This is a genomic window from Paraburkholderia sp. GW821-FHT02A12 (assembly GCF_059422005.1).
Genome location: NZ_JBWKWA010000002.1, coordinates 2,575,073 through 2,600,560, shown reverse-complemented (window position 1 = coordinate 2,600,560; position 25,488 = coordinate 2,575,073). Strand labels below are relative to the sequence as shown.

Sequence of the window (25,488 nt, the reverse complement as noted above, 5' to 3'; positions counted from 1 at the left end):
ACCAGGTGTGACAGGTTTTATCGTCGGCACGCCATAACCCCTTGTGTTGGCTTTTTTGGTGTGCGCTCGGCGGATCGTTTCAAACTGGCTGCCAAGTCGACTGAACTGTTCACGCAATAGGTGCGTACGGTCGAGTCTCGCGACATGCTGCGCTGGATGCTTGGCGTTGCAGATCCAGGGAGGTAGCCACTGATAGCACGTCGTCGGATGAGCCTTAATCAGGTTGTTAGTAAGGAATGCGTAATTTAAATGTGTTGACTGATGCCAGATCGAAATGCTGAACGCGCTGTTGTCTGGCAGCGGTCAGCTCACGGGCGGATGTCTAACGGTATCTGCCAGCGGAAAACGTCACATCGAAGCGCCAGCTTCATCAGCAATGAACGCAATCAGTGCGTTCTCCGGTTCATCTCTCTGTGCTCAATAACGCCAAAGCGGGACGGCTTTGATCGATCTTGCTGAATCCTCGGGGACAACCTGCTTTTTAGCGATTCATACGGACAATGACGAGTAATCTAAGACTACTGGGCGTTGCGACAGCAACAGTGTTGGCATCGTTTGCTGCGCAAAATGCGCAGGCTCAGGCCAGCACCATCACCGTCGCAGGCCAGCAATACAAGTTGTGCGCACTGGAGAATGGCAACTGCGCATTCCTCGGAACAGCTTCGGTGGTGTTCGGTGCGGTTCCGCCCGATGCGCCATCGGTGATGTTGACCGCGCCGGCTACCTTTAGTAACGGGGTCGGTTGTTATGTCGGCGCTGTTTCGCAGACCGATCCCGCAGTCGGCTACGACAAGGCATGCTGGATGACGGCGGTTGCCGCTAGCCCGACGCCGACGCCGACGCCGACGCCGACGCCGACGCCGACGCCGACGCCGACGCCGACGCCGACGCCGACACCGACACCGACACCGACACCGACACCGACACCGACACCGACACCGACACCGACGCCGACGCCGACGCCGACTCCGACTCCGACTCCGACTCCGACCCCGACCCCGACCCCTGGCAGTTCAACCATGTCGTGCGGCTCGCCGACACAAACAGCGGGCGGAACCTCCAACGGGTTGATCAGCGCCGACACACCCACCACCGACGGCCTGCGCGTGTTCCAGAACAACACACCGTTCAAGCTCGCGATTACGACGAACGCTCAGAGCGCGGATACGGTCATCTGGTCCGTGGCGGACTCGAATGGCGCGATCAAGACGCAGGGAAGTTTCGCGGTGAGCTCCGGTGTGAAAACCAGCACGATTCCGTGCACGTCGACGTGGTCCGGCTATGGCGCGCTGACCGCGACGCTGCGCTCGAATGGCGGCACGTTGCCGAGCAGCGGAACGCGTCCGATGGGCATCGCGACGTTCGGCGTGTTGCCGAACCTCAAGCCGGTACTGGGCACCGTTACGTATGCCCATCAGGATCAGCACCGCTTCGGCATGCAGGGCTTCAACGGCAACATCGCTGCGCTGCATGCTCTGGGAATCTCGTGGACGATCGACGACCGTCAGGTATCGGCCATGGAACCCAATGGCCCCTACACGTACACGCCGAACGTGAACGACCTCGATCCGTTCTATAAGGCTAATCCGGATCAGATGCGCATTGTGCGCCTCGATGGACTGCCTGCCTGGGATTCGAAGACGGGCCAGTTCAACGACAGCTATTACGCACCGTCGAACATGGCTGAGTTCCAGAGCTTCATGGGCAGGGTCGGTACCGATACGAGCCTGATTCGCGCGGCCAACTACCCGAACCAGCAAAAGAACTATTACCAGGTGACGTGGGAGCCGAGCCTCGGGTGGGCGGATAGCGACGCAAACTTCGTCGCCATGTACAAGGCCGCTTACGAAGGCATTCACTCGACCGATCCGAATGCAGTCGTGATGGGCACGGCGAACCCGTTCGCCGCGAATTGCGACACTTGCACCACCGGCTATCTGCAGAAATTCGGTGCGCTTGGCCTGTGGAATTACATCGATGCCGTCTCGACGCATGGCTACTGGAATGCGGGCACCTATCCGTCTCATCCGCCTGAATTGCAGGACTCGGATCCGGATCCGGCGAACCAGGCCAACGCGCTCGACAACCAGATGGTGCAGTTGCGTTCGGTGATGCAGGCGGGCAAGCCGAACATGAAGCTCTTCTTCACCGAAGCTGGCGCGAGCTACGATCCTGGCCTTAGCTACGGCCCCACGGTGCCGTCGCAGAACCAGTTGTTCGCCCATGCCGCGATTGGCGTGCGGGCGCACATTATTGTGCTCGGCGGCGGCGCGCAGCTCACGACGCTTTTCTATGGTCCTGACTATCCGGGCGAAGTGGGCTACGGCTCGTTCTTCGACCTGAATGACGCCCAGGGCGCGTACGGCGCAACGAACCTCTCTCCGAAGCCGGAAGCGATGGCCTTCGCCACGATGACACGGGTCCTCGACGGCACGAATACCTTGGGCCGGGTCACGGGTACGCCGTCCGGAACCTTTGCGTACGCGTTCCAGCAACTCGGCAACGGCAAGGTCGTGACGGCTGCGTGGGCGCACAACAATGCGCAGTGGCCTACGAGCGGTGGCCTTTATAGCCAGACATACTCGGCCACCTATCAGCTTCAGGTCGACAACGCTGGCACGTCGGGCAATGTGACGAAGATCGATGGTTACGGCAATGCCAGCACGCTTGCCTATACCAACGGCAAAGTCACGCTGACCCTCACCGAGGTGCCGCAGTACATCGTGTCGAACAACGCGACGGTTGCGAAGAGCAATGCGACTGTTCCGCTCGGCTATACGGGCCAGTAAGGGCTGAGGGTGATTGACGCGCCGCTGCGAAAGTAGCGGAGGTTCGCTCACCGGTTGGCTGGGACCACACCCTGGCCAACCGGTTGGCTGACCATAATAAAGCCTGCCAAAAGTTAATCAGCGCTACCCATTAGCGGAGGCGAGTCGAGGCTCTTCGAGATTGACGAAGACGGGTTGTCGGTATCGCGAAACCGGAAAGTCGGCATAGCGCGTTGAGACAACAGGCGAACCTGGCGTGTCGGATTGCCGCGATCGTGCGGGTTACCCGTGACCTTCCGCGGAGGCCATTCGAAAGACCGAGATGCCCTCCATAGGGTCCAGTGTTTCGCGCCAGGGTGCACGTTCCAGTAAGCGGGTCGTGTCTTCATAACCTGCCATCCAGCGCCGCCCGATGCCACTCGACGAAAAATCGATATCCCTGTTCAGGTCGTCGTTGTCGAATGCCGGCGCGTCGAGTTCCAATACCTGCATCGTCGTGCCACAGCCCCAGCCGAGAAGCTCCTGAATCTCCGGGGCATTGCGCCTCTCTTCAGGGATGTACTGGCTGAGTTCGCGAATGACATGACGCAGCCGGTGAATCTGCTTCTGTCGATCGAGATGGCTCTCCGCGCGGCTCGAATACTGAATGTCGCGCTGCCGGCTCATGACCTGCAGAATCGATTCGGGTTCCGGACCGCTCGAGGGCCACAATTGCACGGAAAAAATCACCGAGCTGCAGCGCGGCCGGTCGTCGAGCACGGCTTCGAGCGGCGTGTTCGAATAGACGCCGCCGTCCCAGTACGATTCGCCTTCCAGTCGCACCGAGGGGAAGCCGGGTGGGAAAGCGGCGGATGCCATCACATGCTCGACGTCCAGCAGCGCGTCGCGATTGGTGAAATACCGCATACGTCCGCTACGGACATTGACCGTACCAACGGTCAGCCGCGTCGTCTTCCTGTTCAGGTAATCGAAATCGACCAGTGAAGACAAGGTCTCACGCAGTGGCTCTGTCGAATAGAATGCCGCCCGTTCGGAACCGACGCGCGTTTGGATACTCGCCCAGGACTCCAGCTGCGGAGTGAAGAACGACGGCACGCCTTGCGTGACGATCGCCAGGTCGCGCGACCAGTTTGCGAGTCCTGGCAACCAGCTTGCCGCATCGATGTCTCGACGCGCCACGCCGTTCCAGAACTGGGTCAATCGGGCAATTCGGTTCTCGGGCGGATTGCCGGCGATGATCGCGCCGTTTATCGCGCCAATCGATGTACCAATCACCCAGTCGGGTTTGATCTTGCCGTCATGAAGCGCCTGATAAACCCCAGCCTGGTACGCGCCGAGAGCACCGCCTCCCTGAAAGACCAGCACAACCTGTCCGGGAAGGTCCGGCGCGGCGCCCGACCGGCCGGCCGGGTCAACGTCGCGTTCGCCGTGCGTCTTGTTGCCCTTTGCCGTCATTGTCAGTCCCCCGGACGAATGCTGCGATGCCGGTGATTCTGCCACGTGCAGCGTCGGCGTGGCGTGAGATCGGCACGTGGCTTCTTCAGACGATACACGTCCTCGAAGGGCATGACGCACCTGCCGTTCGCTGCTACTCCTGCGCGGCGCCGCGGCGGGCAGATCGATTCCTCGCGATTGAGCATTCCGGCGGCGTGGCCGATGTGCTGAAGCACTCGATAGAGCGATTTCTTGAGACGAACAGGTTGCGTTTGTGACTGTTTGTGACTGCTTTTCGCTTCACGCGTTCGATCTGTAGCGTTCGTTCCTCGAGAGGGTTACCCGGTTTCACCGCCGTACCGCAGTTATAGCTCCTGGCGCGTGGGCCGGAACAGGATTTCGTTCACGTCGACTTCCGCCGGCTGACCGATCGCGAAGGCGACCGCGCGCGCGAACGACTCGGCAGGTATCGCGTACTCCTCATAGAACTTGTGGATGTTCCCGGCGACATCCGACTCGGTGATGCTGTTCGGGAGTTCCGTGTCCACCGCGCCAGGCGAGATCACCGTCGTGCGGATGTCATAGGGCTTGACCTCCTGGCGCAGCCCCTCGGACAGCATGAGCACGGCACTTTTGGTGGCCGCATAGACGGCGCTGCCGGGCCGCACTTTATGGCCGGCCACGGACGAGACGTTGATGACATGGCCGGCCTTCTGCTGCTTCATGTAGGGCAGGGCCGCAGCGATGCCGTACAGCACGCCCTTGATGTTCACGTCGATGGTTCGGTTCCAGTCGTCGATCTTGAGGCGCTCGAGCGGCGAGTTCGGCATCAGCCCGGCATTGTTAATCATCACGTCGACGCGGCCAAAGGTCTGTACCGCCGTATCGACCAGTTTCTTCACGTCATCGTAGCGGGTGACGTCGGTTGCCACGGCGGCTGCCTTGCCGCCGTCGCGGATCAGCGCGTCCGCCAGCGACTGAATGCGATCGACGCGCCGGGCACCCAGCACGACGCTTGCGCCTTGTGCGCACAGATGCCGCGCGGTCGCCTCGCCCAGCCCGCTGCTCGCGCCGGTGATGACGACGACTTTTCCTTCGATGTTGTTGCTCATGGTCATGATATCGACTCCTCGTTTGATCCGACCTTGGTTGAAGATCCATCCTTTGCTTCAGGGCTTCCAGGCGCCGCGCCTTTCCTGCGCGCACCTCCTGAATATGCAGCCGATGCTGCCAGCTCAACGGGCGGCCGTCGCCTCGTTGGCCGTGGCCGTGGCCGCGGGAGATGGGACCAGAAACAGCGCGCACAGCAGACTGCCGACGCCCAAAAGGGCGATGACGCATCCCATCGGCCAGGGTGTGCCGTCCGCGAAGACACCGACCAGAGCCGATCCCATGATGCCGGTGCCGTACTGGATCGCACCGGTCAGCGCCGACACGGCGCCCGCGCGTTCCGGCAACGTGCCCAGTGCCCCGGCAATCGAGTTGGCAACGATGAAACCGGTCGCGGAGACGAACAGAAAAAGCGGAATCACAAGACCCATCAGCCCGCCCCAGTCAGTCCGTGCGTCGACCGCCAGCAGCATGCCCGCGAGTGCCGCACCGATGGTGCCGGCGCGCATCAGGCGATCGCTGCCAAGCCGCATCACCAGCCTCGAGTTGATCAGGTTAGTGATCATGATGCCGGCGATACCTGCGCCGAACAGCAGGCCGTAGTGCTGCGGCGATACGTGGTGGTAGGTGATGTACGCGAACGGGGTGCCTGCAATATAGGCGTACATGCCGCCATAGAAAAACCCGCCTGCGCCCGCGTAGCCGAGCAGCCGGCGATTCCCGAGCAGTTCGCCGTAGCGGGCCAGCGCGCTGCGCAGCGGTTCGCGGCTGCGGCGCTGCGGCGGCAATGTTTCGGGGAGGGCGTAGAGCGCGGCGAGCGTCATCAGACCGACGCCTACCAGCGTCCAGAAAATGGCGCGCCACGACGCCACATGAAGGATCTGTCCGCCCAGGCTGGGTCCAACAAGCGGGGCGATCGCCATCACCGTCATCAGGGTGGACATCATCTGGGCCGCGCGGTGGCCGGTGTAGAGATCGCGAACCATCGCACGGGCAAGCACAACGCTGGCGCAGGCGCCCACGGCTTGCAGCGCGCGCCAGCCGACCAGCATCGGCGCGCTGGTCGACAGCGCGCAGCCGGCCGAACCGGCGATGAACAGCACAAGACCGATGGCGACCGGCAAGCGGCGACCGTATCGATCGGCAACGGGCCCCCACAAAAGTTGACCCAGGCTGAAGCCGATCAGATAGCCGGAAATCGTCAGCTCGATGGTGCCGGTACTGGCATGAAGCGCCGCAGCCATGGCGGGCAGGGCAGGCAGGTAAAGGTCCGTCGAAATTGATGCGAACGCCATCAGCATGCTCAGGATTGCCAGGATCCGGAAGCTGTGCGCATTCGCGGTCTGCCGCACGGAAGTGCCGGCGCCGGACGAGGTCGCGTCATCAGTCGCACTGCCGGGAAACTCGGCCTGCATAGTCGTTCTCCTTTCGAAAATGGCGCAAGCGGATCCTTGCGGTCGGTCGTGCAGTCGTATGGTGCGGGGGCGCCGGTGCCGATCGCCAACGTCCGGTCTCAGGCACTACTGACGCCGAGACTGCAACGGACATGCAGCCCTGGAACGGTAGCCAGCTTGACGATCAGGTTGGAAAGGCTATTCAGCCGCCGCCGGACGGCTAGCGGTCGATCGAGCTTCGGGCGGAGCAGAGCCGCCTTTGCACCGAAGGCGTGGATCCGCGGATAAGTACCACCGCCGGCAGCGTCTGCCGCGTGGCCCTCGGCGTTCAATGCCGTGAATCTTAGGCTGTTGCGAGTTGCTCAACAATATGGCTAGAATTGCACGAGGTATTGAGCAAAATTCAACTATGCTGTGCACCGGCCTTTGCGTCCATCGCCGTCCGGCTCGGACCGGCATGCGGGTTGCCGCGCCCAGTTGCCGACTGCAGTGAGACTGTTCGCGCGAGCGCCAAGTGAGTGGACGGGAAGTCCGTAACAGGGAAGAGTCAGGGAAGAGTGAGAACACCGTGGCCTTCTAAAGCCGTCGATGTTTCAGATCCACTACACGCGTAGCGCACGCGCAGAAGCTGGTGTCCAACCGCTATTTCCTGCCGGCCCGGCACTATGCCTCAGGTGGCGTTGCTGCCGCGTCAGGCTTTAACCCGCAGATGGGCGTAGTCGATGGAGCGTCGCGGCAACTGATCTTTACGATTCCTGTGGGCACCGGCGCGCATTCCGTCGCCATCGACAGCCCGCTTGGGCAAGTCTATGTGCCCTTCCAGGCTGGCGCGGCAGGTTTCCCCAATGGCGGTATTTCGGTGTTCTCCACTCACTAGCCTTTCCGGTTGGGTTGTCTTCCAACGGATCATGGTGACGCTTGCGGCGGCGGAACCCGGCCTCGGCGTGATTCCAGCCGAGGCCGCCACTGCTTTGCCGCCTAATGTCGTGGCGCGTCCGCTCGATCTTCCTGGGCGCCGCATCGGGATCGGCCTTGCTTACACGCGGCTCGATAGTGCGGCCAGGCGTGCGCTTTGCAGCGCGATGGAACAATGCGTCGGCGACGGATGGAGGACGTAAGCGCCGGCGCCTGCTTCGGTGAGTTAGACGAGAGGCTACAAGCCGTGCCCGACAGTGCGCAGAAAATCGCAGGCCGACGTCGGCGTATTGATTGCATTGATGATATCGGTGAGGAACCAAGGCAGGATCAGCTGCGTGTCGGGATCGCTCACTCCGACGCTAAGGATCGGCGCCTTCATGGGCGGTGCGGCGTGTTGCTGGTCGTTCGCGGCGGCCGGGTTGGGCGCAGGCGTATCGGTTTGCGCCGTTTGCGCGAGACGAAAACCCGCATTCGACCATGCCGGCGAACACGCGGCAGTGAGCAGGACGAGAAGCGCGGCAAAACGAAGGGCAGTCATAAGGCGACCTCCAGAAAAGGGTCGGGATTTGATTGCCACCGGGCGATCGCCGGCATTCGCTCTCCCAAGGCGCGCGCCGGTAAGCGACTGCGCGACGATCGGAATACGGCGTCGCAACACGTCGCCGATACAGCCGGTACAGATCACCAGAATCGGGCGAGGCTGAGCGGTGTCGGGAAGAAGTGTGGCCAGGTAGCGCTCTATGGATGGGTCTGTACGACGGTGTCGACCGGGTAGCTATTACAAATTCTAGTAGACCGCGGGCATGCCTGCCGGGCGATGTTTGAAGCGCCTGTGGACCCAGTAGTACTGTTCTGGAAGGCGCAGAATTTGTCTTTCAGGAAACGCGTTCATCGCGCCTCTGCAGATCGGGGGCGAGGGGCGTTCGCCACGACTGTCGATCTGAAGATCGGGAAGTGGCAGAACGTGAGTGTCGCGCTGCGCGGTGGCGGCGGGACGACACCGGCGCCTGGCGTTGGACAACTCGGCGTGGGTGCCTCCTTCGGTGGCTCCTCAAATCCCGCCGACGCACATGTACTTGATGACGACGTAGTCGTCGATACCGTAATGCGAGCCTTCGCGACCGAGGCCGGATTGCTTGACGCCGCCGAACGGTGCGACTTCGTTCGAGATGAGACCGGTGTTGATCCCGACCATGCCGTATTCGAGCGCTTCGGCGACGCGCCAGACGCGGCCGATATCGCGGCTATAGAAATACGACGCGAGGCCGAACTCGGTATCGTTGGCGAACCGGATCACTTCTTCGTCCGACGAGAAGCGGAACAGCGGCGCGAGCGGCCCGAAGGTTTCGTCGCGCGCGACCTTCATGTCCGGCGTGACATCCGCGAGCACCGTCGGTTCGAAGAACCCGTGACCGAGCGCATGACGCTTGCCGCCCGTGAGGATGCGTGCGCCTTTGGCGAGTGCGTCTTCGATATGCGATTCGACCTTGAGCACGGCGGCTTCGTTGATGAGCGGGCCTTGCGTGACGCCTTCTTCGGTGCCGCGGCCGACCTTGAGCTGTTCGACTGCGTCGCGCAGTTTCGCGGCGAACGCGTCGTAGACTTTATCGTGCACGTAGAAGCGATTCGTGCAGACGCAGGTTTGGCCGCTATTGCGATACTTCGACGCAATGGCGCCGGCGACGGCCGCATCCAGATCCGCGTCGTCGAAGACGATGAACGGCGCGTTGCCGCCGAGTTCGAGCGACACTTTCTTGACCGTCGGCGCGCACTGCGCCATCAGCAGACGGCCGACCGGCGTCGAACCGGTGAACGACAGTTTGCGTACGATCGGATTGCCGGTCAGTTCCGCGCCGATGGCTTTCGGCTCGCCGGTGACGACGTTGAACACGCCACGCGGCACGCCCGCGCGTTCGGCCAGCACGGCAAGCGCGAGTGCTGACAGCGGCGTGGCTTCAGCCGGTTTGACGATGATCGGGCAGCCGGCCGCGAGGGCGGGACCGACTTTGCGGGTGATCATGGCCGCCGGGAAATTCCACGGCGTGATGGCCGCGCAGACGCCGATCGGCTCTTTCGTCACGACAATGCGTTTGTCGCCTGCCGGCGTGGGGATGGTGTCGCCGTTGACGCGTTTGCCTTCTTCGGCGAACCATTCCAGGAAAGAGGCGGCGTACTGGATTTCGCCTTTTGCTTCGGCGAGCGGTTTGCCTTGCTCTGTGGTCAGGATCTGGGCCAGATCGTCCGCGTGCTCCAGCATGAGGTCATGCCATTTTCTGAGTACCGATGCGCGGTGTTTTGCGGTCGTTGCACGCCATGCAGGCCATGATGCGTTTGCCGCGTCGATCGCCCGACGGGTCTCTGTTGTGCCCATGCGGGGCACTGTTGCGATGATTTCGCCTGTGGCCGGGTTCTTTACTTCAAAAGTCGTCGCGTCGTCCGCGCCTTGCCATTCGCCCGCGACGTAGGCTTTTGTCTTTAACAGAGTCGGGTCTTTCAAGGTCAATGTCGTCACTTTGTCGTGCTCCGCGTAATTTGAAATTCGATTGGGATTTTTGCCTGCTCGGCGGTTCTTCTTTCTGTTTGCCTACGGCGTTGGTCTTCCCCGATTTTTTGCCCTCGCGGCGCTTCTTCTTTCTGTCTGCCTACGGCGTTGGCGTTTCCTTGTTCTGACTTCTTTGGCCTTTCCTTGATTTGATATTGGTCTATTAGCTTTCCCCCTGTGCGGGGGAGCACCTACTTTTCTTTGCCGCCGCAAAGAAAAGTAGGCAAAAGAAAGCGGCTTCACACCGCAAGTACTAAGCGGGCACCCCGGTCAACCACCGGTAGTGGAAACCTGCCGGACGACACCGTGGTCCATGAATGCCTGTGACAAAGCAGTCATCCACCCCTTCTCGCGCTACGCGCTCGCCGGCAAGGTACTTCATCCAACCGCCCGCTACGTATTGGCGCCTGCGTTTTGCGCGGGGCGTAGCTCGCCATTTCACGCGTGCGCGCCGCGCCATTACGCCCGAGTTCTGCTTAGTAATCCACATCTGCATCTCGCCGAGGCGAAGCCGATGGCTTCGGCTGTGCACAAACGAAGCCCCGGGTTTCCCTTGCAGACCTTGCCGGCGAGCACGCAGTGCGAGAAGGGGTGGATGACTGCCTTGTCACCAGGGCTAAATGTGCGATGCCACAGATCAGGTGGCCTCCACTCCCCGTTGATCATAGAGGTGCCCGCTTAGTACCTGCGGTGTGAAGCCGCTTTCTTTTGCCTACTTTTCTTTGCGGCCGGCAAAGAAAAGTAGGTGCTCCCCCGCACAGGGGGAAAGCTAATAGACCACAAAGAAATCAAGGAAAGGCACACGCCGTAGGCAGACAACCAAGGGGAAAGCTAACCGACCAATATCAAATCAAGGAAAGGCACACGCCGTAGGCAGACAACCAGGGGGCAACGCTAATAAACTAATAACAAAAGAAAGGCCACCGCCGCAGGCACATCAAAAAAAAAAAGACCACCGCCGCGGGCACCAGGACATAGCGCCTCGCAAGGCAAAAAAACCTTAAACAGCGACCGTCACGGTCTCCCTAACCACATCTTCAAGAATGGCAACAGCCTCATCAAACACAGCATCCTGAATAGTGAGCGGGAACAGGAACCGAACGACGTTCGAATAAACCCCGCAAACGAGCAACAACAACCCGCGCTCGAGCGCACGAGCCTGCACCCGCTTGGTAAACTCCGCGTCCGGCTCGGACGAGCCAGCCTTGCAGAACTCGACAGCGACCATCGCCCCCGGCCCGCGCACATCGGCAATCTGCGGAACCTCGCCCTGAAGCGCGATCAGCTTCGCTTTAATGCGATCACCCAACACGGTAGCCCGCTCGCAGAGCTTCTCTTCATCGATGATATCGAGCACGGCATGCGCAGAAGCCACCGCCAGCGGGTTACCTGCGTAAGTGCCGCCAAGGCCGCCAGGCGCCGCAGCATCCATCACGTCCGCACGGCCCACGACACCCGACAACGGCATGCCGCCTGCCAGGCTCTTGGCCATCGTCATCAGATCAGGCACCACGTCATAGTGATGCATCGCAAACAGCTTGCCGGTACGGGCAAAACCCGTCTGCACCTCGTCAGCGATCAGCAAAATCCCGTGCTCGTTGCACAGCTTGCGCAATGCGCGCACGAACTCGGCCGGCGCTGGATAAAAACCGCCTTCGCCCTGAACCGGTTCAAAAATGATCGCCGCGACACGCTTCGGATCGATGTCGGCCTTGAACAGAAACTCGATCGCCTTCAGCGAATCGGCCGTCGTCACGCCGTGCAGCGGATTCGGGAACGGTGCATGGAACACGTCCGAAGGGAACGGTCCAAAGCCGAGCTTGTACGGCGTAACCTTGCCGGTCAGCGCCATGCCCATCATCGTGCGGCCGTGGAAACCGCCGGTAAAGGCAATCACGCCCGGGCGGCCTGTCGCGGCGCGGGCAATCTTGATCGCGTTTTCAACGGCTTCGGCGCCCGTCGTGAAGAATGCGGTCTTCTTCGGATAGTCGCCCGGCGCGCGTTGATTGATCTTCTCAGCCAGTTCGACATACGACGCGTACGGCACGATCTGATACGCGGTGTGCGTGAAATGATCCAGCTGGTCGCGGATCGCCGCCACGATCTTCGGATGACGGTGGCCTGTGTTGCACACCGCGATGCCCGCAGCGAAGTCGATGAAACGGCGGCCCTCGACGTCCCACAACTCGGCGTTCTCAGCGCGCGCAGCGTAGAAATCGCACATCACGCCCACGCCGCGCGGCGTGGCAGCATCCTTGCGGCTCTTCAGTTCAGCATTCGTCACAGTCATCTCCTTCGCTCCTCGGTTGTTGCGGGGGGCCGCCTGCGGGGAGCCGCCTGCGGGGGGCCGCCTGCGGACGCCGCGCCCGCAGCGCAGCACATGCAGCGACTATAATGAGATTTGGCTCTTAACTTCAGAGCCATTTCAATAAAAATGTAGGAGCCAATCGTGCGCGCGAGCGTTTTGTCCGACTGGCTGGCGCAGCGCCTCGATCGTGGCAACGGCCAGCCGATCTATCGTCAGCTGCATCGTCTGTTGCAGCAGGCGATCCTGTCGCGCGAATTGGCAGCGGGCACCAAGGTGCCTTCGTCGCGTTTGCTGGCTCAGGAATTGGGCATCGGGCGCAATACCGTCACTCAAGTGTATGAGCAGCTGGCGCTCGAAGGTTATGTGAGTTCGGCCACCGGCCGCGGTACGTTCGTCGCCGATAGCGCGCCGGACGAAATCGTCGGCGCGCCGGACGCGGAGGCGCCCGCGGCGAAGCCCGAGCCGCTGCCACTGCCGTTGCAGGCAAAGCGCGCGCTGTCCACGCGCGGCGCGCGGCTGATTGCCGGCGCGGGCGTGTCCAAGCGCCAATGGGGCGCGTTCATGCCGGGCGTGCCGGACGTCACGAAGTTTCCGGCCCGCGTGTGGAGCCGCCTGCATAACAAGTACTGGCGCCGGCTGCGCCCGGACCTGCTGACTTATGCGCCGGGCGGCGGTCTGGCGTTGCTGCGGCACGCGCTGGCGGACTATCTGCGGACTTCGCGCTCGGTGCGTTGCACGCCCGAGCAGATCATCATCACGACCGGGATCCACCAGTCGGTCGATCTGGCGGTGCGTTTGCTGTCCGATCCGGGCGACGTGATCTGGACCGAAGACCCCTGTTATTGGGGCGTGCGCAGCGTGCTGCACGTGTCCGGCCTGCAATCGCGGCCGATCGCCGTCGACGAAGAAGGCATCAATCCGTCAGCCGACGACCTCGCGCAGCCGCCGAAGCTGATGCTCGTCACGCCGTCGCATCAATATCCGCTCGGCATGGTGATGAGCCTCGCGCGGCGCCGCATGCTGCTCGAATATGCGCGGCAGAACCAATGCTGGATCATCGAGGACGACTACGACAGCGAATACCGCTACGGCAGCCGGCCGCTGGCGTCGCTGCAAGGTCTCGACACGTCGGGGCAGGTGATTTACGTGGGCAGCTTCGGCAAGACGCTGTTTCCGGGTTTGCGCATCGGCTACCTGGTCGTGCCCGAGGCGCTGGCGGAGAGCTTTGCGACCGCGAGCGCGGAGCTGTATCGCGAGGGACAGTTGCTGCAACAGGCGATGCTCGCGGAGTTCATCGCGGAAGGGCATTTCACCTCGCACATCCGCAAGATGCGCACGCTGTACGGTCAGCGGCGTCAGACTCTGCTCGATGCCGCCGCGCAGCGTTATGGCGATGCGTTGCCGGCGGTGGGCGGCGACGCCGGTTTGCATCTGGTGATGCAGTTGCCCGAAGGCGCCGACGACCGCGCGGTGGCCGCGGCGGCGCTGCAGCGCAATATCGTCGTGCGGCCCTTGTCGGGTTATTACGCGCAACCGTCGGTCGCGCCGTCGGGCTTGCTGATCGGTTACGCGTGCGTGCCGGACGAGGAGATCGCGCCGGCCTTCAACACGCTCGCCGATGCCATCGACGCGACGCTCCCGCAATTCGCGTGAGGCTGAGCACATGACATGAGCGTGCGCGCACACGCTTCACGGCTTCAAATCCGGATCAGGACGGCGCCCACCGTGAGGCGGGCTTTGACGATCTGCCTTCGCTGCGGGTTGAGGGAAGGCATCGCAACGTCTAGACGACTATATCTTCTCGTGTCGCTGGTGCATTCTTTTGCGTCGTCATCAAGACAGATTCGAGTCATCTATTCGAACAAAAAATGACGCCCGTATGACAGGATTAGCAAGAGGCGGCCCTCGACATTCATGATCGCCGCAAGCCAGGCTATATTGCGTCATTCGCTGTGCCGCCCCAATAACCTTGCAGTTCCATTCAGCGTCGTCATGCAGCCTTTGAGCTTTCTTCCCGACAGTTTTGCGGAGTACGAAGATCTCAAGACGATCCTCGAACAGGGCAGCGCCACCTTCGAAATCCACACCGTCTGCGAGACGACGGTGCGCGGCAGGCAATTCGCGGTGCGCACGGCGAGCATGGGTTCGACCGATCCGCTTGCGCCGGCGATCGGTTTTTTCGGCGGTATTCACGGGCTCGAGCGGATCGGCTCGCAACTCGTGCTCGACTACATGCGCGCGCTGCTGGCGCGGCTCGAATGGGACGAACTGCTGGTGCGGCAATTGCAGTCGATTCGTCTGATCTTTATGCCGATCGTCAATCCGGGCGGTATGTGGGCGGCCACGCGCGCCAACCCCAATGGCGTCGATCTGATGCGCAACGCGCCGCAGAATGCCGACGCACGCGTGCCGCTGCTCGCCGGCGGTCAGCGCGTGGGCGCATGGCTACCTTGGTATCGCGGCCGGGAAGGCGAGCCGATGGAGCCGGAAGCCGCGGCGCTGTTACATGTGGTCGAAACTGAGCTGGCGGCGCGGCCGCTCAGTTTCGCGCTCGACTGCCACTCGGGTTATGGATGGAGCGACAGCATCTGGTTTCCGTATGCGCGAACCCGCAAGCTGATGCCGCATCTGCCGGAAATGTACGTGCTGAAAACCATGTTTGAGCGCTCGCATCCGCATCACGGCTACAAGTTCGAACCGCAGAGCCACCAGTATCTGTTGCACGGCGATCTGTGGGACTGCGCGTACGACCGTACGCCGCCCCCCAACGTATTTCTGCCGATGACGCTCGAACTGGGTTCGTGGCTGTGGATCAAGAAGAATCCGCGCCAGCTGTTTTCGCGTCAGGGCATGTTCAATCCCGTGAAAGCGCATCGCACCGCACGTGTGCTGCGGCGTCATGCGAACCTGCTCGACTTTCTGGCGCGCGCGGCATTCTCGGCGCAACGCTGGCTGCCGCAGGGCAACCGCCGCGAACAACTGCTGCAAAGCGCAATCGCGCACTGGTACAAAGAAGCGGACCGCGTATGAGTACGTGGATTCTATTGCGCGGACTCACCCGCGAAACACGGCACTGGGGCCGCTTACCCGGTTGCCTGCGTGAGGCGATCGGCACCGATCGCCTGCTGCTGCTCGATCTGCCCGGCAACGGCGAGTTCAACCACTTGCGCGCGCCGGCTGCGGTGGCGGATATGGTGGGCTTCGTCCGGATTGCTGCTTTGCAAAGTGGCGTGAGCGCTCCGTACCGCGTGCTCGCGATGTCGCTTGGCGGCATGGTGGCGACCGACTGGGCGCAACGGCATCCCGGCGAGATCGAGCGGCTCGTGCTGATCAATACCAGCATGCGGCCATTCAGCCGTATGCACGAGCGGCTGCGTCTATCCGCGTGGCCCACGCTCTTCGAGGTGGCCGCGCACTGGCGCGACGCCCCGCGCGCCGAAGCGGGCATTCATCGGTTGACGTGCAATGACGTTCAGACGCGGGCCGCCGATCTCGCCGCATGGAGCGAAATTCGTCAACACGCGCCGGTGAGTCGAGGCAACGCGTTGCGGCAGCTGTGGGCGGCCGCGTGCTTTAGCGCCGGGCGGGAGAAGCCGGGTTGCCCGACGCTGATTCTGTCTTCGCTCGGCGACAAACTGGTGAATCCGGTATGTTCCGCCAAGCTCGCGGTGGCGTGGGGCGCCGAGCATCGCGAGCATCCGCAGGCCGGTCATGATCTGCCGCACGACGACCCGGCGTGGACCAGCGAGCAGGTCCGCGCGTGGCTGGCCGAGCATGCGGGCGCGCCGAAAGGGGCGCTTTAAACGGGCAGCCCGCCCCATCAGGGGCAACCGGTGGCGGGTATAACCTATGTGCGATCGCACATCGCTTTTCGGGCGGGCAGGCGCATAATTCCGGTGCATGCGATTCAAGCGATACACGCTATGGCCGGTCTTGCCGGCCGCCGGGGAGCTCATCATGCAAGCAAAGAATGAAGAAGCCGTCACGCACCTGCTGAACGATGTCTTCGAATTTGCGCGTGGGCGATTGCCTGAAGCAGCCTTCGCAGTCGTCGAGCCTTTTTTGCGGCACTACTACGATTTCGTCGACGCCGACGATCTGCAAAGCCGCGCCATTGCCGATCTATATGGCGGGGCGCTCGCGCACTGGCAAACCGCGCAGCGCTTCGTGCCCGGCAGCGAACGGTTGCGCGTCTATAACCCGATCCTCGAACAGCACGGCTGGCACTCCGATCACACGGTGATCGAGATCGTCAACGACGACATGCCGTTCCTCGTCGATTCGGTATCGATGGCGGTCAACCGGCTCGGGCTGGCGCTGCATTCGGTCGTGCATCCGGTGTTTCGCATCTGGCACGGCCCCGACGGCAGCATTGTGCGTGTGGGCCAGGGCGCCGAAGACGCAGCCGATACGCGTTCGCAGCTTGCCTCGTTCATCCACTTCGAAGTCGATCGTTGCGGCGACGCGGCAAAGCTCGATGCATTGCGTGACGAGATCGCGCAGGTCTTGCGCGACGTGCGCGCCGCGGTCGAAGACTGGCCGAAGATCGTCGAACTCGCGCGCGCCACCATCAAAGGCATGAAGGCCGGCGAGGCGGGGCCGGAAGGCGTCGAGGCGCGCGCGTTCCTCGAATGGATGGTGGCCGATCACTTCACGTTTCTCGGCCAGCGCGACTATGAACTGGTGCAGCACGATATCGGTTTCGGTCTGCGCGCTGTGCCCGGCTCCGGGCTCGGCATTCTGCGCGACGCGCAGCGTCCCGCGGGCACGCCCGAAATCACGCCGTTGCCGCCCGCCGCAGCCGATATCATCTCCGGCCCGTCGCCGATCTTCCTGACCAAGGCGAACTCGCGCGCAACTGTGCACCGGCCCGGCTATCTGGACTACGTCGGCATCAAATTGGCCGGCGAGGATGGCAAGATCACGGGCGAGCGGCGCTTCATCGGCCTCTATACGTCCACCGCCTATTTTGTATCGGCCTCGGAAATACCGATCGTGCGCCGCAAATGCGCGAACATCGTGCGGCGCGCCGGATTCTTGCCGAAAGGTCATCTGGCCAAGTCGCTGGTGACGGTGCTCGAAACCTATCCGCGCGACGAACTCTTCCAGGCCGACGAAAACCAGCTCTACGACATCGCGCTTGGTGTGCTGCGTTTGCAGGAGCATCAGCGCACGCGTCTGTTCGTGCGGCGCGACCGCTTCGATCGCTTCGTGTCGTGCCTCGTGTTCGTGCCGCGCGACAAGTACAACACCGATCTGCGCCGGCGCATCGCCAACCTGCTGGCCGATGCGTTCAACGGCGCGAGCGTCGAATTCACGCCGTTGCTGTCGGAGGCGACGCTCGCGCGCATTCACTTCGTGGTGCATGCGAAGCCCGACGGCATGCCCAGCGTCGACACGCGCGAACTCGAAGCGCGACTCGTGCAGGTCACGCGCCGCTGGCAGGACGATCTCGCTGACGCCTTGCTCGACGCATTCGGCGAAGAGCAGGGCAACCGTCTGCTGCAACATTACGTGGATTCGTTTCCCGCCGGCTATCGCGACGACTATCCGGCCCGCACCGCGGTGCGCGATATCGAACTGATCGAGCGCGTGCAAGGCAGCGAGCGGCTCGCGATGAACCTGTACCGCCCGATCGAAGTGGGACCGCGTGCGTTCCGCTTCAAGGTCTATCGTGCCGGCCTGCCGATCGCGCTGTCGCGCAGCTTGCCGATGCTCGAGCACCTGGGCGTGCGTGTGGATGAAGAGCGGCCCTATCTGATCGAGGCGGTGGGCGCGACGCCCGCGTGGATTCACGATTTCGGTCTCGAAGTCGCGGACGATACGGAGTTCGATATCGAACGCGTAAAAGACCTGTTCGAAGAAGCGTTCGAGCAGGTGTGGACGGGCGCGATCGAAAGCGACGATTTCAACCGCCTCGTGCTGCGTGCGCAACTGAATGCTCGCGAGGTGACGATTCTGCGTGCTTACGCCAAGTACCTGAGGCAGGTGGGATCGACCTTCAGCGACGCCTACATTGAACGCGCGGTGACCGGCAATCCGGCGATCGCCCGCATGCTGGTGGAGTTGTTCATCGCGCGCTTCAACCCGGTGCTCGGCGATACGCGCGAAGCACGCGTCGACGGCTGGTTGAAGACGATCGACAGCGCCCTCGATCAGGTGCCCAATCTCGACGAAGACCGCATACTCCGGCAGTTTCTCGGCGTGATCAAGGCGACGCAGCGCACCAACTACTATCGCTTCGGCGCCGACGGACAGCCGAAGCCGTATCTGTCGTTCAAGTTCAATCCGGCGCAGGTGCCCGGTTTGCCCGAACCGAAACCGATGTTCGAGATCTGGGTGTACTCGCCGCGTGTGGAAGGCGTGCACTTGCGCGGCGGCCGGGTCGCTCGCGGCGGACTGCGCTGGTCGGATCGCCGCGAAGACTTCCGCACGGAAGTGCTGGGCCTGATGAAGGCGCAGATGGTGAAGAACGTCGTGATCGTGCCGGTCGGCTCGAAAGGCGGCTTCGTCGTGAAGAATCCGCCGCCGCCAACCGATCGCGATGTATGGATGCGCGAGGGCATTGCGTGCTATCAGACGTTTTTGCGCGGCCTGCTCGATTTGACCGACAACCTCGCGGGCACGGCCATGGTGCCGCCGCCCGACGTGGTGCGCCACGATCCCGACGATCCCTATCTGGTGGTCGCCGCGGACAAAGGCACGGCCACGTTCTCCGACTACGCGAACGCCATTTCGCAGGAATACGGCTTCTGGCTCGACGACGCATTCGCTTCGGGCGGCTCGGTCGGCTATGACCACAAGAGAATGGCGATTACCGCGCGCGGCGCATGGGAATCGGTGAAGCGGCATTTCCGCGAAATGGGTGTCGATACGCAGACAACCGACTTCACGGTCGTCGGCATCGGCGACATGTCGGGCGACGTGTTCGGCAACGGCATGCTGTTGTCGCCGCATATCAAACTGGTGGCCGCGTTCGATCACCGGCATATCTTTCTCGACCCGAATCCCGATCCGGCAGTCAGCCTTGCCGAGCGTGGGCGTCTGTTCGGACTCGACCGTTCGAGCTGGGCCGACTACGATCCGTCGCTGATCTCGGCGGGCGGCGGCGTGTTTCCGCGCACCGCCAAGACGATTCCGTTGTCGGCGGCCGTGCAGTTGGTACTCGGCATCAATGCGCCGGCGCTGGCGCCGGCCGAGCTGATGCGCGCGATTTTGCAGGCGCCGGTCGATCTGCTGTACAACGGCGGCATCGGCACCTATGTGAAGGCGAGCGGCGAAACACATCTGCAAGTCGGCGACCGCGCCAACGATGCGATCCGCGTGAACGGCGCGGATCTGCGCTGCAAGGTGGTGGCCGAAGGGGGCAATCTCGGCCTTACGCAACTCGGTCGCATCGAGTTCGCGCAGCGCGGCGGCCGCATCAACACCGATGCGATCGACAACTCGGCGGGCGTCGATTGTTCGGATCACGAAGTCAACATCAAGATTCTGCTCGGCCTCGTCGTTTCCGACGGCGAGATGACCGGGAAGCAGCGCAACGCGCTGCTCGCGGAAATGACCGACGAAGTCGGTTTGCTGGTGTTGCAGGACAATTACTATCAGACCCAGGCGCTCTCGATCGCGGGACGTTACTGCGTCGAATTGTTCGATGCCGAGGCGCGCTTGATGCGCTATCTGGAGCGCGCGGGCCGTCTGAATCGCGCGATCGAGTTTCTTCCCACCGATGAAGAGATCGCTGAGCGCCAGGCCGCGAAACATGGGCTGACCTCGCCCGAACGCGCGGTGCTGCTCGCGTACAGCAAGATGTGGCTGTACGACGCGCTGCTCGAATCGTCGATGCCGGAAGACCCGCTCGTCGGCGACATGCTGATCGAGTATTTCCCGAAACCGTTGCGGCAGCGCTTTAGCGAACCGATGCAGCGGCATCCGCTGCGGCGTGAAATCCTCGCGACGCATCTGACCAACGCGTTGGTGAACCGCGTGGGTTGCGAGTTCGTGCATCGCCTGATGGAAGAGACTGACGCGGAACCCGGCGAGATCGTGCGGGCGTGCATCATGGCGCGCGACGTGTTCGATCTCGATCAGGTATGGCGCAGTATCGATGCGCTCGATAACCGCGTCGCCGACGACGTGCAGGCGCGCATGTTCGTCGAAGTCGCGCGGCTCGTCGAACGCGCGGCGCTGTGGTTCCTGAGGCAGCTGCAATCGGGCGCGGTGAGCGGCGGCGATGTCGCCGGTCTGCTCGCGCGTTGCCGCGACGCCGCGCAACGCCTCGCGCCGCAATGGCCCGTGCTGTTGCCGGCCGCCGATCTGGAAGCGCTCTCCGAGCGGCAGCGCGTGCTGGCGGATGCGGGTGTCGATAGCGAACTGGCGGTGCGGATCGCGAGCGGCGAAATCTCCGCGTCTTTGCTCGATATCGCCGAAGTCGCCGCCACTTGCGGGCGCAGCCTCGAACTCGTGGCGGGCGTGTACTTCGCGCTCGGCACGCTGTTGAACTACCACTGGATCAGCGAGCGCGCGGTGGCGTTGGCGGCGCCGACACACTGGGACATGCTGGCGCGCGCCTCGGCGCTGGCCGAACTCGCCCGTCTGAAGCGCGCGTTGTCCACGAGCGCGCTGGCCGATGCCGACGAAGCGTCGACGCCGGATGCGCTGGTTCACGCCTGGCGCGAGCGGCGCGCCTCACAACTGGAACGCTACGCGCGGCTGCTTGCCGATCTGCGGGCAACCGGCGGCGCGAGCCTGTCGATGCTGCTGGTGATCGTGCGTGAGATGGCGGCGCTCGAACGGGTCTAGCTCGACGGGCCGCGAGCGAGCGGACGGCGCGGAACAGGGTACGAGGCATGGCGCAAGAACGGCGCCGGTTGGACGCATGCCGCCCGGCATGCGCATAATACGAACTATTGCCAACCGAAAGCTATCTGAAACCCATCCGCAACCCTACCGAAAACTCACGGAAAACAATTAACGACGATGAAAGAAGAATCGCCGAAAGCCATTCTGTATGCACTCGCCGCCAACCTCGGCATCGCCGTCTGCAAGTTCGCCGCCGCGGCGTTCACCGGTTCCGGTTCGATGTTCGCCGAAGCCATTCACTCCACCGCCGATTGCGGCAATCAATTGCTGCTGCTGTTCGGCCTGCGTGAAGCGCGCAAACCGGCGAGTCCGCTGCATCCGATGGGCAAGGGCCGCGAGATCAATTTCTATTCGCTGCTCGTCGCGTTGCTGCTGTTTTTTGTGGGCGGCGCGTTTTCGGTGTATGAGGGCGTGCATCGGCTGTTCGCGCGCGAGCCGCTGCAGCATGCGTATGTGGCGCTCGTCGTGCTCGGCGTTTCGGTGGTGCTCGAAGCGCTGTCGCTGTGGGGCGCCGTCAAGGAGATCCGCAAGACCCATCCCGACAAGAGCATGTGGAGCTGGTTTCGCGAGACCCGCGAATCCGAGTTGCTGGTCGTGGCGGGCGAGGATATCGCCGCACTGGCCGGCCTCGCGATGGCGTTCGTCGCCGTGCTGCTCACGATGGTGACCGGCAATCCGCTGTATGACGCATTGGGCTCGATCGGCGTGGGCTTGCTGCTGATGGTGATTGCGTGGCTGGTGGCGCGTGAAGTGAAGTCGATGATCGTCGGCGAATCGGCGAGCCCAGAAGTGCGCCGTGCAATCGAGGCTCATCTGCGCGCGCGGACCGAGATTCGCGGCATCATCAATATGATTACGCTGCAATGGGGCCGGCATGTGGTCGTCGCCGTGCAGGCGGAAATGATCGACTACGCGAGCGGCCGTGCGATGGTCGATGCGATCAACGTGATCGAAGCCGACTTGCAGGCCGCGTTTCCGCAGGTGCGCTGGGTGTTTTTCGAGCCGGACGTGCCGCGCGTTCGAACCGCTGGCGCCTGACTCGCCTTGCGACACCACGTCGGTGATGCCGATTCGACAATGGCGCGGAAACTTACGCGCCGCGTAGTGGAAAATAATTTCTTCGCATCTATACTTCTTTCGGCCTGAAAGCAGCACCTCTCCCAATCTGCATCACAAGCAAAAGGAAGGATCACGATGCTGACTCGCACACTCAGTGCAATCTCCGCTATTACGCTAGCCGCCTGCGCGGCCTTTTCGGCCGGACCCGCCAACGCGGGCGACAGCGATGGTTTCGCGCAAGGCGACGGCGGTTCGCGCGGCCGGCCGGTCAAGGTGATGATCATTTCGATGTTCGGGCCGGAGGGCCAGGTATGGCTCGACCGCCTTGGACCCTGGCGTGATATTCCGGTCGACGGCTTGTCGCCGGATTACCCGATGGTTCATTGCAATAAGCAGGACGTGTGCGTGATGACGACGGGCATGGGGCACAGCAACGCCGCTGCGTCGATCATGGCTTTGACTTTTTCGCCGCGATTCGATTTGCGGCATACGTATTTCATGGTGGCGGGGATTGCCGGGATCGATCCTGGGCAAGGGACGGTGGGGTCCGCCGCGTGGGCGAAGTATCTGGTCGACTTCGGGATTCAGTGGGAGATCGATGGGCGGGAGATTCCGCCTGGCTGGAATACGGGCTACCTGGGGATCAATACCAAGAGTCCTGCCGATAAGCCGCCGCTTGATTATCGGACCGAGGTTTTCCAGTTGAATACTCAGCTTGCCGATACGGCTTTTGCTTTATCCCGGAGTGTCGCGTTGGCCGACAACGCGCAGGCTCTGGCTGCGCGGGCCAAGTATTCTTACGCGCCGGCCAATCGGCCGCCGACGGTCATTCAATGCGATACGCTTGCTGGGGATACCTGGTGGTCGGGGACTTTGCTTGGGCAGCGGGCCCGGGATTGGACCAGGATTTTGACCGACAACAAAGGGGTTTATTGCACTACGCAGCAGGAGGATAACGCGACATACGAGGCGCTCAAGCGCGCTGCTTCTGTGCGTAAGGTCGACTTGAACCGGGTTGCCGTGCTGCGGGCCGGGTCCGACTTTGATCGGCCGTACGATGGGCAGTCCAGTGCGGATAATCTGCTTAACTATGCTGCGCAAGGGGGCTTTACCATCGCTCTCGAGAATCTGTTCCGCTCCGGCAATCCGCTGGTGCAGGATATTGCTACGCATTGGAGCGAGTGGAGGGACGGGGTCCCGCAGCGGTAGTATTCCTGCGTTTATCTGCCTGCGCGGCGCCGCAGGCGCACAGGCATACAGCGCCGCGCAGGCAAAAGACCTTTACTTTTGAGGTGCCCGATACGGCGTCCACACCGCCGTATCAGTATCCCAATGATCAAGTTCAGATGGCGTCATGATGAGTTCCTTTTTGAAGAGTGCATATCCGCCGCCGCAATGCCCATTTCTTTTGGAAACCGAACAATGACGGCGCCGTAGCCTTCGCCGTGGCCTTATTACTGACCGCGTGCGACGCGAGTCACATCGCCGCTCGTGCCTTCCTGCAACGCGATGCGCGCGGCTTGCGTCTGGCCGATCAACCCTTTGTTCGGGTAAGTCGTCCGGTTCAACGAAGGCAACGACCCATCGCGATACGCAGCGACCAGTTCGGCCTGCACTTCAGCGCGCGTCTTGCTGCTCGTGCTCGGCGTGGGTTGCGTTTCATAGGTGCCGGCGCGGCCAATGCCGCCACTGCTGCTTTGTGCAAACACGGGTGCGCTCGCGAGCAGCGAAAGAGCAATACCTGCTATGAGTTGGCGTTTCATGATCCACTCCTGTCCATTCGTTTGCAGCACAAGGAGCGCTGCGACAGGGTGAAATGTAGGCTCTGAAGTGGGGTGGATAAATCGCACTTTCGCGAAATGAATTGTCGCGTTTTCAGAACAATCGCGGCAACTCAAGCAATCGCGGCATTAGAGCCGCGATTGAAATTCACTATTTCAATTACTGTACTTCAAATCAACGCGAATCAGGCTACCCACTCGGTTATCACCGGCGTATCGAGCATCGGAGCAGATTCGCGCTCTTCAGGAGTACGCTTCGTGCACGTCGCGTCGAGCGTGCCGCGACCGCTCAACAACGGGCAGCGATCGAATAACTCGGCAATCCAGTCTACGAAAACCCGGACTTTCGGCGACAGATGCCGACTGTGCGGATAGACTGCGGAAATTGGCATCGGCAAAGGTTTCAGCTCCGGTAACACTTCAACGAGCTGGCCCGAACGCAGATGCGGCAGCACCATGAAGAGCGCCGGCTGAATCAGGCCGAAGCCTTCCAGTCCACACGTCACGTAGGCATCGGCGTCGTTCACCGACACGATGCTCTTCATCTTCACTTCAACTTCTTTGCCATCAACCATGAACGCCCAGTCGAGCGTGCGTCCCGTGCGGCTCGAGAAGTAATTGACTGCTTTGTGATTGTCCAGGTCTTCGAGCGACGTCGGCATGCCCGCGCGCTCGACGTAGTCCGGCGACGCGCAGCTCACGCCTTCGAACAAACCGATACGCCGCGCCACCAGCGACGAATCCTGCAGCGCGCCCACCCGTACAACGCAATCGACACCTTCCTGCAACAGATCGACTGGCCGGTCCGTCAGTCCGAGTTGCAAGTCGATGTCCGGGTAGCGCTGGTGAAATTCACATAGCGAAGGAATCACCAGCAAGCGGCCAATCGAGCCGGGCATGTCGATGCGCAGCTTGCCGTGCGGCTTCTTATTGCCGCTCTGGAAACTGGCCTCGGTCTCTTCGACGTCCGCGAGAATGCGCACGCAGCGCTCGTAGTACGCCGCGCCGTCCGGCGTCAGCGACAAACGGCGCGTGGTCCGGTGCATCAGACGCGTGCCGAGGAACGCTTCGAGATTCTGAATGATGGTGGTGACCGATGCGCGCGGCAGATCGAGCGTTTCCGCTGCGCGGGTAAAGCTGTTGGTGTCGACGACACGCGTGAACACTTGCATGGCCTGAAGCCGGTCCATTGCAAACCTCCAGAAGGGGCGGGCGCACTGAGCAGTAATCGAATCCGCAGAGCAATCGCGTTCGATTGTTCAGACACGCCGAATTGTGTTGCCGGATTATAGGCATTTATTTACGAGTCTGCCGA

17 protein-coding genes and 2 pseudogenes are annotated in these 25,488 nt (G+C 62.2%); 9 read left to right on the top strand and 10 right to left on the bottom strand.

Annotation, left to right across the window (positions count from 1 at the left end; translation table 11 throughout):
- Nucleotides 1–784 precede the first annotated feature (784 nt).
- The gene (locus AC07WT_RS33065) at nt 785–1,084 is read right to left on the bottom strand and encodes a hypothetical protein (RefSeq protein ID WP_494950207.1); all 300 of its coding nucleotides are present in this window, start codon (nt 1,082–1,084) and stop codon (nt 785–787) included.
- Here AC07WT_RS33065 and AC07WT_RS33060 point away from each other — a divergent pair.
- Entirely contained in the window at nt 1,068–2,789 is a 1,722-nt protein-coding gene (locus AC07WT_RS33060) for a hypothetical protein (protein ID WP_494950206.1), read from the top strand. The genes AC07WT_RS33065 and AC07WT_RS33060 overlap by 17 nt on opposite strands.
- Nucleotides 2,790–3,050: 261 nt before the next feature.
- Here the strand turns inward: AC07WT_RS33060 and AC07WT_RS33055 are convergent, their stop codons facing one another.
- From AC07WT_RS33055 to AC07WT_RS33045, 3 genes are all read right to left on the bottom strand, one after another.
- Nucleotides 3,051–4,223 (bottom strand): patatin-like phospholipase family protein, encoded by a 1,173-nt coding sequence (locus AC07WT_RS33055; protein WP_494950205.1) that lies wholly within the window; start codon nt 4,221–4,223, stop codon nt 3,051–3,053.
- Nucleotides 4,224–4,567: 344 nt separating this feature from the next.
- Nucleotides 4,568–5,314, bottom strand: a complete 747-nt coding sequence (locus AC07WT_RS33050; RefSeq protein WP_494951099.1) for an SDR family oxidoreductase — start codon at nt 5,312–5,314, stop codon at nt 4,568–4,570.
- A gap of 123 nt (nt 5,315–5,437) precedes the next feature.
- A complete protein-coding gene (locus AC07WT_RS33045) occupies nt 5,438–6,607 on the bottom strand; it encodes a multidrug effflux MFS transporter (protein ID WP_494951098.1) in 1,170 nt (389 codons plus the stop codon).
- A 730-nt stretch (nt 6,608–7,337) separates the two neighbouring features.
- On the opposite strand from AC07WT_RS33045, the gene AC07WT_RS33040 reads away from it, so the two are divergent.
- Entirely contained in the window at nt 7,338–7,583 is a 246-nt protein-coding gene (locus AC07WT_RS33040; RefSeq protein ID WP_492589757.1) for a hypothetical protein, read from the top strand.
- A 31-nt stretch (nt 7,584–7,614) separates the two neighbouring features.
- Nucleotides 7,615–7,824 (top strand): annotated as a pseudogene (locus AC07WT_RS33035) (LysR family transcriptional regulator); the annotation flags it as partial.
- Between the two features lie 35 nt (nt 7,825–7,859).
- On the opposite strand, the gene AC07WT_RS33030 reads toward AC07WT_RS33035, so the two are convergent.
- The 4 genes and pseudogenes from AC07WT_RS33030 to AC07WT_RS33015 form a co-directional block, all read right to left on the bottom strand.
- On the bottom strand, nt 7,860–8,162 hold the full coding sequence (locus AC07WT_RS33030; RefSeq protein ID WP_494950204.1) for a hypothetical protein: 303 nt from the start codon (nt 8,160–8,162) through the stop codon (nt 7,860–7,862).
- A 249-nt stretch (nt 8,163–8,411) separates the two neighbouring features.
- Nucleotides 8,412–8,516: pseudogene (locus tag AC07WT_RS33025) on the bottom strand (lipid A biosynthesis lauroyl acyltransferase); the annotation flags it as partial.
- 159 nt (nt 8,517–8,675) lie between these two features.
- The gene (gene gabD, locus AC07WT_RS33020) at nt 8,676–10,136 is read right to left on the bottom strand and encodes an NADP-dependent succinate-semialdehyde dehydrogenase (protein WP_494950203.1); all 1,461 of its coding nucleotides are present in this window, start codon (nt 10,134–10,136) and stop codon (nt 8,676–8,678) included.
- Between the two features lie 1,030 nt (nt 10,137–11,166).
- Nucleotides 11,167–12,456, bottom strand: coding sequence for a 4-aminobutyrate--2-oxoglutarate transaminase (locus tag AC07WT_RS33015; protein ID WP_494950202.1), 1,290 nt, complete (start codon nt 12,454–12,456; stop codon nt 11,167–11,169).
- Nucleotides 12,457–12,615: 159 nt separating this feature from the next.
- Between AC07WT_RS33015 and pdxR the strand changes: the two genes are divergently transcribed.
- From pdxR to AC07WT_RS32985, 6 genes are all read left to right on the top strand, one after another.
- Nucleotides 12,616–14,127, top strand: coding sequence for a MocR-like pyridoxine biosynthesis transcription factor PdxR (pdxR, locus tag AC07WT_RS33010; protein ID WP_494950201.1), 1,512 nt, complete (start codon nt 12,616–12,618; stop codon nt 14,125–14,127).
- A gap of 339 nt (nt 14,128–14,466) precedes the next feature.
- Entirely contained in the window at nt 14,467–15,504 is a 1,038-nt protein-coding gene (locus tag AC07WT_RS33005) for a M14 family zinc carboxypeptidase (protein ID WP_494950200.1), read from the top strand.
- Nucleotides 15,501–16,277: an alpha/beta fold hydrolase gene (locus tag AC07WT_RS33000; RefSeq protein ID WP_494950199.1), complete on the top strand. Its 777-nt coding sequence runs from the start codon at nt 15,501–15,503 to the stop codon at nt 16,275–16,277. The genes AC07WT_RS33005 and AC07WT_RS33000 overlap by 4 nt, the downstream gene beginning before the upstream one ends.
- A 154-nt stretch (nt 16,278–16,431) precedes the next feature.
- Nucleotides 16,432–21,273 carry an NAD-glutamate dehydrogenase gene (locus AC07WT_RS32995; RefSeq protein WP_494950198.1) on the top strand — a complete coding sequence of 1,614 codons (4,842 nt, stop codon included), beginning with the start codon at nt 16,432–16,434 and terminating at the stop codon, nt 21,271–21,273.
- Between the two features lie 177 nt (nt 21,274–21,450).
- Nucleotides 21,451–22,371 carry a cation diffusion facilitator family transporter gene (locus AC07WT_RS32990; RefSeq protein WP_492589773.1) on the top strand — a complete coding sequence of 307 codons (921 nt, stop codon included), beginning with the start codon at nt 21,451–21,453 and terminating at the stop codon, nt 22,369–22,371.
- A gap of 156 nt (nt 22,372–22,527) precedes the next feature.
- Nucleotides 22,528–23,601 carry a purine-nucleoside phosphorylase gene (locus AC07WT_RS32985; RefSeq protein ID WP_494950197.1) on the top strand — a complete coding sequence of 358 codons (1,074 nt, stop codon included), beginning with the start codon at nt 22,528–22,530 and terminating at the stop codon, nt 23,599–23,601.
- Between the two features lie 245 nt (nt 23,602–23,846).
- Here AC07WT_RS32985 and AC07WT_RS32980 read toward each other — a convergent pair whose 3' ends face one another.
- Nucleotides 23,847–24,155 (bottom strand): DUF4148 domain-containing protein, encoded by a 309-nt coding sequence (locus AC07WT_RS32980; protein WP_492589777.1) that lies wholly within the window; start codon nt 24,153–24,155, stop codon nt 23,847–23,849.
- Nucleotides 24,156–24,358: 203 nt separating this feature from the next.
- Entirely contained in the window at nt 24,359–25,363 is a 1,005-nt protein-coding gene (locus tag AC07WT_RS32975; RefSeq protein ID WP_492589779.1) for a LysR family transcriptional regulator, read from the bottom strand.
- Nucleotides 25,364–25,488 lie beyond the last annotated feature (125 nt).

What these genes read in the sequence shown, in the direction of transcription:
- AC07WT_RS33055 (WP_494950205.1), bottom strand. Translation starts at nt 4,223, where the DNA reads ATGACGGCAAAGGGCAACAAGACGCACGGCGAACGCGACGTTGACCCG.
- AC07WT_RS33050 (WP_494951099.1), bottom strand. Translation starts at nt 5,314, where the DNA reads ATGAGCAACAACATCGAAGGAAAAGTCGTCGTCATCACCGGCGCGAGC.
- AC07WT_RS33045 (WP_494951098.1), bottom strand. Translation starts at nt 6,607, where the DNA reads ATGGCGTTCGCATCAATTTCGACGGACCTTTACCTGCCTGCCCTGCCC.
- AC07WT_RS33030 (WP_494950204.1), bottom strand. Translation starts at nt 8,162, where the DNA reads ATGACTGCCCTTCGTTTTGCCGCGCTTCTCGTCCTGCTCACTGCCGCG.
- AC07WT_RS33015 (WP_494950202.1), bottom strand. Translation starts at nt 12,456, where the DNA reads ATGACTGTGACGAATGCTGAACTGAAGAGCCGCAAGGATGCTGCCACG.
- AC07WT_RS33005 (WP_494950200.1), top strand. Translation starts at nt 14,467, where the DNA reads ATGCAGCCTTTGAGCTTTCTTCCCGACAGTTTTGCGGAGTACGAAGAT.
- AC07WT_RS33000 (WP_494950199.1), top strand. Translation starts at nt 15,501, where the DNA reads ATGAGTACGTGGATTCTATTGCGCGGACTCACCCGCGAAACACGGCAC.
- AC07WT_RS32995 (WP_494950198.1), top strand. Translation starts at nt 16,432, where the DNA reads ATGCAAGCAAAGAATGAAGAAGCCGTCACGCACCTGCTGAACGATGTC.
- AC07WT_RS32990 (WP_492589773.1), top strand. Translation starts at nt 21,451, where the DNA reads ATGAAAGAAGAATCGCCGAAAGCCATTCTGTATGCACTCGCCGCCAAC.
- AC07WT_RS32985 (WP_494950197.1), top strand. Translation starts at nt 22,528, where the DNA reads ATGCTGACTCGCACACTCAGTGCAATCTCCGCTATTACGCTAGCCGCC.
- AC07WT_RS32980 (WP_492589777.1), bottom strand. Translation starts at nt 24,155, where the DNA reads ATGAAACGCCAACTCATAGCAGGTATTGCTCTTTCGCTGCTCGCGAGC.
- AC07WT_RS32975 (WP_492589779.1), bottom strand. Translation starts at nt 25,363, where the DNA reads ATGGACCGGCTTCAGGCCATGCAAGTGTTCACGCGTGTCGTCGACACC.